The sequence below is a fragment of the Sinorhizobium sp. NG07B genome, assembly GCF_002532005.1.
GTDB lineage: Bacteria > Pseudomonadota > Alphaproteobacteria > Rhizobiales > Rhizobiaceae > Sinorhizobium > Sinorhizobium fredii_C.
Genome location: NZ_NWTD01000007.1, coordinates 244,945 through 252,195, shown reverse-complemented (window position 1 = coordinate 252,195; position 7,251 = coordinate 244,945). Strand labels below are relative to the sequence as shown.

The following is a 7,251-nucleotide window of genomic DNA, read 5'->3' as shown; positions in this document are numbered from 1 at the left end:
GACATAGAGATGGCGGTAAAAGGGTGTCTTGCCGCGGACCTCCGCGGAATGCTCGATGATCATGTGATATCCTCCACTTGGGACGCGCCCAGTCCGGCAACGCGCCGGGCCTCCCGGGCCACTCTTCCGAAGATCGACAGCAGCGGCTGCCTTGTGGAGCTTGTTTGCAACGGGCGTGCCAGTTTGTTGCTGGCTCTGCACAGGCTTGAAAACATTTGATGTTTTCTGGAGAGAGTGAAGAACCGGCAATCGGCCTGTGCGGATTTCCGCACAAACCGGCTGGCACGCCGGGCGAAAACATGCACAATATCGCTATGATCAAATACCCGCCAGGCACGGACGATTTGGGCGCGCTCCGCCGCCGGTCGCGGCAATCATGGCTGCTGTTTGCGGCCGTGGCGCTCACTCTTCTGGTCGCGGGCCTCCTCCTGGCCGGGGCATATGGACGGTCGCAGGCGCTCGCCGAGCTTGCCGAACAGAGCCGGCTCGATGCCAGCCTGAAAGCCTCGCTGTTACGGGCGGTGGTCGAGCGGCAACGGGCCCTGCCGCTCGTTCTTTCCGACGATACCGCCATTCGCCAGGCGCTGACCTCGCCGAGCCCGCAGTCGGTGGAGCCGATCAATCGCAAGCTCGAAAGCCTTGCGGCAAGCGCCGAGGCGGCGGTCGTCTATCTGATCGGCCGCGACGGCGTCGCCGTCGCCGCCAGCAACTGGCGGGAGCCGACGAGTTTTGTCGGCAACGACTATGCCTTCCGCGACTATTTCCGCCTGGCGATGCGCGACGGCAAGGGCGAACATTTCGCCATGGGAACGGTGAGCCGGCGGCCTGGCCTCTACATCTCGCACCGCGTCGACGGGCCGGGCGGCCCACTCGGTGTCATCGTCGCCAAGCTCGAATTCGATGGGGTCGAGGCCGATTGGCGGGTGACGGACAAGCCGACCTATGTCACCGACCGGCGCGGCATCGTGCTGATCACCAGCCTGCCCTCCTGGCGCTTCATGACGACGCGGCCGATCCCCGACGACCGGCTTGCCGACATCCGCGAAAGCCTGCAGTTCGGCGACGCGCCGCTACTGCCGCTGCCTTTTCATCGGACAGAGGGCCGGCCGGACGGCTCCTCGACGTTGGAGGCGCTGCTGCCCGGCGACGGCACCGAGGCCTTCCTGCGCGTCGAGACGCCGGTGCCATCCACCGCCTGGCGGCTTGAGCAACTGTCGCCGCTGAAGGTGGCGCTGGCGGCCGGGGCGCGGGAGATGCGGCTCCTCATGCTTGCCGCATTGATGCCGCTCCTGGCGATGGCCGCATTTCTGCTGCGGCGGCGGCAGGTGGTGGTGATGCGATCGGCCACGGAGCGGCTGGCGCGCACCGAGCTGGAAGAAAAAGTCGAGGCGCGCACACGTGACCTCAGCAGGGCCCGCGACCGCCTTGAAACCGAGATCGCCGACCACCGGCAGACGGCCGAGAAGCTGCAGGCGGTCCAGCAGGATCTGGTGCAGGCCAACCGGCTGGCGATCCTCGGACAGGTCGCCGCCGGCGTCGCCCACGAAATCAACCAGCCGGTTGCGACCATCCGCGCCTATGCCGACAATGCCCGCGCCTTCCTCGACCGCGGCCAGAGCGCGATCGCCGCCGAGAACATGGAGACCATCGCCGAGCTTACCGAACGCGTCGGCGCGATCACCGACGAGTTGCGGCGCTTCGCCCGCAAGGGCCATTTCGCCGCCGAACCGACGCCGATGAAGGATGTCGTCGAGGGCGCGCTTCTGCTCTTACGCAGCCGCTTTGCCGGCCGCATGGACGCGATCCGCATCGAGCTGCCGCCGGATGGCCTCAAGGCGCACGGCAATCGCATCCGGCTGGAACAGGTGCTGATCAACCTGCTGCAGAATGCGCTGGAAGCGATCGGCGATCGCCCCGACGCGCTGATCCGGGTGAGTTGCGAGGAGACCGCGGCCGGCATCGCCCTCACCGTCGCCGACAACGGACCGGGCATCCCGCGCGAAATCCTGGACGAGCTCTTCACCCCCTTCAATACCTCGAAGGAGGAAGGGCTCGGCCTCGGTCTCGCAATCTCCAAGGAGATCGTGAACGACTATGGCGGCACGATCGAGGTCGACAGCAGCCCGTCCGGAACGACATTCACCGTGCAACTGATGAAGGCCGACGCGCCATGAACCGCGCACCCTCCGTATTCCTGGTCGATGACGATCGCGACCTGCGCAAGGCGATGCAGCAGACCCTGGAACTTGCCGGCTTCGCTGTATCGCCCTTCCCCAGCGCGGCCGAGGCACTCGCAAAACTCGACCCCGGTTTCGAGGGCGTCGTCGTCAGCGATATTCGCATGCCGGGCATGGACGGGCTCGCATTCTTCCGGCGGATCGCCGAGCTCGACGCCGATCTTCCGGTGATCCTGGTGACCGGCCATGGCGACATACCGATGGCGGTCCAGGCCATCCAGGACGGAGTCTATGACTTCATCGCCAAGCCCTTTGCCGCCGACCGGCTCGTGCAGAGCGCCCGGCGGGCTGAAGAGAAGCGCCGCCTGGTGATGGAGAACCGCGCCCTTCGCCAGGCAGCGGAAGCGGCGTCGGAAAGCCTGCCGCTGATCGGCCAAACGCCGGTGATGGAACGGCTGCGCCAGACGCTGAGGCATATTGCCGACACGGATGTCGACGTGCTGGTAGCCGGCGAAACCGGCAGCGGCAAGGAGGTCGTCGCGACGCTTCTGCACCAGTGGAGCCGGCGCCGGAGCGGCAATTTCGTCGCGCTGAATTGCGGTGCACTGCCCGAGACGGTGATCGAGAGCGAGCTCTTCGGTCACGAGCCCGGCGCCTTCACCGGTGCCGTCAAGAAGCGCATCGGCCGGATCGAGCATGCGAGCGGTGGAACGCTGTTCCTCGACGAGATCGAGGCGATGCCGCCAGCAACGCAGGTGAAGATGCTGCGCGTGCTCGAAGCCCGCGAGATCACGCCGCTCGGCACCAATATTGTTCGCCCGGTCGATATCCGCGTCGTCGCGGCGGCCAAGATCGACCTCGGCGACCCGGCCGAACGCGGCGATTTCCGCGAGGATCTCTACTACCGCCTCAACGTCGTGACGCTGTCGATTCCGCCGCTGCGCGAACGCCGCGAGGACATCCCGCTGCTCTTCTCGCATTTCCTGAAACGCGCCTCGGAGCGTTTCGGACGGGAGGCGCCGGAGATCTCCGCTACGGTTCGCGACCATCTGATGACGCATGCCTGGCCGGGCAATGTGCGCGAACTCTCGCACTTCGCCGAACGTGTGGCACTCGGGGTCGAGGCCAATCCGGGCAAGCCCGCCGCCCCGCCGGTGCCGACCAACGGTACCCTGCCCGAGCGGCTGGAGCGCTACGAGGCCGATATTTTGAAAGAGGCGCTGACCGCCCATCGCGGCGATGTCAGGGAAACCCTGCTGGCGCTCGGCATCCCGCGCAAGACCTTTTACGACAAGCTGCAGCGCCACGGGATCAACCGGGCGGATTATATCGGGCGGGCGGCCGAGGAATCTTGAGAGCGACCAAGGCCGTCGGGGTCCGCAAGTGCTTGACGACGAACGTCCCGAGCCTATCTCCAGCCCATGGATATGACCGAGCGCAGGCGATCCGCCTCCACCAATGTCCGATCGTTTCGGATCGCATTGCAGCGCATTGAACGCGGCCGCGATCCGTCGGCGCTGCGGTGGCAAGCGCTGCTCGCTTTCATCGATCTCAGCATCCTCGCCTTCTTCATCTTGGGCCCCTATCTCCGGGAAGGCCCCACCTATCTCATCATCGACTACACAATCGCCGCCTGGATCGGCGCCGAACTGCTGGCGCGCGCGCTTTCGGCTCCGTCGCTGCGTGTCTTTCTCAGAAGGCCGATGACTTGGATCGACCTGGTCATCCTCGCCACCCTTCTGTTCCCGGACCTCCTGTTCAATTTCGCATTCCTGAGAGCCATGCGGATCTGGGCGATCGGGAGAAGCCCGCTGCTGCGCGAAGGCTTGCGGCGCATCGGCGGCGCGCATCTTCAGGACGTGGTGCGCGCCTGCCTGAACTTTCTCGTCTTCCTGTTCATGATGACGGGCTTCGTCTACACCACCTTCTTCTACGCGCAGGAGGGCGGCGAAGGCTTCGTCGACGCGCTCTACTTCACCGTCGCGACGGTCACCACCACCGGCTTTGGCGACATTACGCTGCCCGGCACATTGGGCAAGCTCACCTCCGTCGTGACGATGATCATCGGCATCTCGCTCTTCGTCCGGCTCGCCCAGGCGGTGGTTCGGCCGCACAAGGTGAACTTCCCTTGCCCGCAATGCGGGCTGCAGCGGCACGACCTCGACGCCGTGCATTGCAAGGCCTGCGGCCACCTGCTCAATATCCCCGACGAGGGTGATTGAGAGCCTATTTGCGCGCGAAGCTGAAGGTGAAATGGCTGCCGCGGTGATAGTCGATGGCGTGGATGACGGGCGCGCCGGCCGTGCTGAAGCAGGTCTCGCGAATGAGCAGCGCCGGCCCGAAGTCCCTGAGATCGTGCCGTTCGATCACCTCCGCAGGCAGCATCACCGCGGAGACGGTCGCCGACGACATGCGCGGCCGGTGCCGGTAGCGATCGAGCAGGTCGAGCAGCGAGCCGGTCCAGTCGATGTCGTAGAGACGGTTCGGGATGATGCCGCGCGGGATGTAATCGACGCAATAGAGGATCGGTTCGTCCTTCTGCAGCCGCAGCCTTTCGAGGCGGACGACGCGCTCACCCTCACCCAGCTTCAGCTGTTTCGCGATCAGCGCGTCGGGGATTTCTTCGGCGATCGAAAGCACCTTGTTGAGGGTCTGATAACCGTAGTGCCGCGTCATGTCGGTGACGCTCTCGAATACCGTGATCGGCCTGTCCACCTGGACGGCCGACATGGCCGAAACGAACCGGCCGCGCCCATGCTCCACATAGATGACCCCATCCTGTTCGAGCAGTTTCAGGGCTTCCCGCAGCGCCGGCCGCGAGATCTTGAAGCGCTGCGTCAGCTGCGCCTCGGTCGGCAATTTGTCGCCGGGCTTCAGCGCCTCGTCGCGGATCAAATCGGCGATGCGGTCGCGAAGCTGGATCACCAATGTGCGCGTATCGCGAAGCGGCTCGTCCAATTCTCTCTCCAAAGCGCCGTAGACCAGACCTTTCTTGTCTGACAAATTCGGCGTGGTCAAGGTCAAGCGATCGCAGCCAGAAAGGGTGGCGCCAGCCAGGACGATCCGCTTTGCTCAGTCAAGCCAGCCCACTTGACACAAGCTCCCGATGTTGTCAGTTGTCTTACAACAATAAACGCGCTGCCATTGTTGTTATATCGAGAGAGAACCATGCTGAATTTCGACGAACAGAGATTTCTTCGCATCCAGTCCGGCGCCGCCGCCCTCGGGCCGCGCCTCGACGCGGTCATCGGGTCCTGCTTCAACAAGGGCGCCGAGAATATCTTCTTTCTGGGTACCGGCGGCGCAGCCATCTTGATGCAGCCGGCGGTGCAATTGCTGCAGCGAAAATCGCGCTTCCCGGTCTTCAGCGATCTTGCCGCAGAGTTGGTGGTCACCGGCTCGGCCAACCTGACGAAAAAATCGATCGTCGTGATCCCCTCCCTCTCCGGCACGACCAAGGAAAGCGTGGCGCTGCTCGCCAAGGTGAAGGAGATCGGCGCCACGGTGTTGACGCTCGTCGGCCACGAGGAGACGCCGCTCGGCAAAGGCGGCGACCATGCCTTCGTCAATTTCGCCGAGGACGACACGTCCTGCGAATCCTTCTATCTGCAATCGCTCTTCATTGCGCTTTCGATCCTGCGCCACCGCGGCGAGATCGACAATTACGATGAGATCGTCGCGGAACTGCAACAACTCCCGCAGTTGCTCCTCGGGGTGAAGCGCAGCTACGAGGACATGGCGGAGGCCTTTGCCAGGATCCTCGCCGGATCGGACTATCACATCGTCACCGGCGCGGGGAACGTCTGGCCCGAGGCCTTCTATTACGGCATGTGCATCCTCGAAGAGATGCAGTGGATCCGCACCCGTCCGGTGCATGCCTCGGACTTCTTCCATGGCACACTGGAACTCGTCGAGAAGGGCGTCAGCGTCATTCTCTTCAAGGGCGAGGACAGCCTGCGGCCGCTCGCCGACCGCGTCGAGAAATTCGCGCCGGGCTACACCGACAAGCTGACGGTACTCGATACGGCGCAATTCGACCTGCCCGGCATTTCGCCGGAGGTGCGCGGTCTCGTCTCGCCGATCGTCCTTGCCACGGTGCTCGAACGGATCAGCGCCCATCTCGAAGTCCTGCGCAACCATCCGCTGACCACGCGGCGCTACTACAAACGCGTTGCCTATTGAGCGGGCAAGCGGCACGAGGGGTCGCGCCTGCAACAGTACTCGCACGCCCCTTGCGTGAATCTTAGGGACACTCATGACCTCCTTCCGCCTTGCCGCCGTCGGCGACAACTGCATCGATCGCTTTCACCCGCCGCTGTCCCGGTCCTATGTCGGCGGCAATGCGGTCAATGTTGCCGTGCAGCTCGCGCGGCTCGGTCATCAGTCCTTCTATTTCGGCGCCGTCGGCCGTGATGGCGACGGCGCAAAGGTGCGCCGCCTGCTCGAGGAACATGGGGTGAGGCTGGACCACCTGCAGGAACGCGACGGCAATACCGCCTATACGGAAATCGACGTCACGCCGGCCGGCGACCGGATCTTCGTTCACGAGGACTTTGGGGTCTGTGCCGGCTATCGCCCGGATCCGACCGAGCTGGAAATCCTGAAGACCATGGATCATGTCCATATCGGCTGGCTCGACGATGGCGGCGCGCTGCGCCGCGCCCTCGCGGCGGCCGGGGTCAACGTCTCGCAGGACGTCTCCGTCAACGCCTCGGCCGCTGACCTCGGGGTCGCGGGGCTGTCGATCGCCTTCGGGTCAGCCGGCGAAGACGACGCCGCGGCCGAGCGCCTCGCCGCCGATCTCCTGGCACGCGGCGCCCGCGTTGCCGTCGTTACGCGCGGTGGCCGCGGCTCGCTTGCGAGCGACGGCAGGGAGCAAGCCTCGGCCGGCATCCGTCCCGTCGAGGTCGTCGACACGACGGGCGCCGGCGACAGTTTCATCGCCGGCTTCATTGCCGCCCGAATGGAAGGCCGGTGCCTTGCAGAATGCCTGCAGGCCGGACGCGACCTCGCCTCCCTCACCTGCACCCATATCGGCGGCTTTCCGCAGCCGCAGCCGCTCTGAGTTCCAAGC

7 protein-coding genes are annotated in these 7,251 nt (G+C 64.9%); 6 read left to right on the top strand and 1 reads right to left on the bottom strand.

Features of this window, described 5'->3' with window-relative positions:
• From CO664_RS30995 to CO664_RS22180, 4 genes are all read left to right on the top strand, one after another.
• The coding region (locus CO664_RS30995) for a hypothetical protein (RefSeq protein ID WP_210201050.1) at window positions 1-219 on the top strand (219 nt) is incomplete at its 5' end.
• An 80-nt stretch (window positions 220-299) separates the two neighbouring features.
• The gene (locus CO664_RS22190; RefSeq protein WP_097539929.1) at window positions 300-2,174 is read left to right on the top strand and encodes a sensor histidine kinase; all 1,875 of its coding nucleotides are present in this window, start codon (window positions 300-302) and stop codon (window positions 2,172-2,174) included.
• The gene (locus CO664_RS22185) at window positions 2,171-3,532 is read left to right on the top strand and encodes a sigma-54 dependent transcriptional regulator (protein WP_097539919.1); all 1,362 of its coding nucleotides are present in this window, start codon (window positions 2,171-2,173) and stop codon (window positions 3,530-3,532) included. Before CO664_RS22190 ends, CO664_RS22185 begins: the two co-directional genes overlap by 4 nt.
• A gap of 66 nt (window positions 3,533-3,598) precedes the next feature.
• The gene (locus tag CO664_RS22180) at window positions 3,599-4,399 is read left to right on the top strand and encodes a potassium channel family protein (protein WP_097527460.1); all 801 of its coding nucleotides are present in this window, start codon (window positions 3,599-3,601) and stop codon (window positions 4,397-4,399) included.
• A 4-nt stretch (window positions 4,400-4,403) separates the two neighbouring features.
• Here the strand turns inward: CO664_RS22180 and CO664_RS22175 are convergent, their stop codons facing one another.
• The gene (locus CO664_RS22175) at window positions 4,404-5,135 is read right to left on the bottom strand and encodes a GntR family transcriptional regulator (protein ID WP_037416039.1); all 732 of its coding nucleotides are present in this window, start codon (window positions 5,133-5,135) and stop codon (window positions 4,404-4,406) included.
• A 210-nt stretch (window positions 5,136-5,345) separates the two neighbouring features.
• On the opposite strand from CO664_RS22175, the gene CO664_RS22170 reads away from it, so the two are divergent.
• Together CO664_RS22170 and CO664_RS22165 are read left to right on the top strand one after the other, a co-directional pair.
• Window positions 5,346-6,359 (top strand): SIS domain-containing protein, encoded by a 1,014-nt coding sequence (locus CO664_RS22170; RefSeq protein ID WP_097539918.1) that lies wholly within the window; start codon window positions 5,346-5,348, stop codon window positions 6,357-6,359.
• A gap of 73 nt (window positions 6,360-6,432) precedes the next feature.
• Window positions 6,433-7,242 carry a PfkB family carbohydrate kinase gene (locus CO664_RS22165; RefSeq protein WP_097539917.1) on the top strand — a complete coding sequence of 270 codons (810 nt, stop codon included), beginning with the start codon at window positions 6,433-6,435 and terminating at the stop codon, window positions 7,240-7,242.
• The last annotated feature ends 9 nt before the right edge of the window (window positions 7,243-7,251 follow it).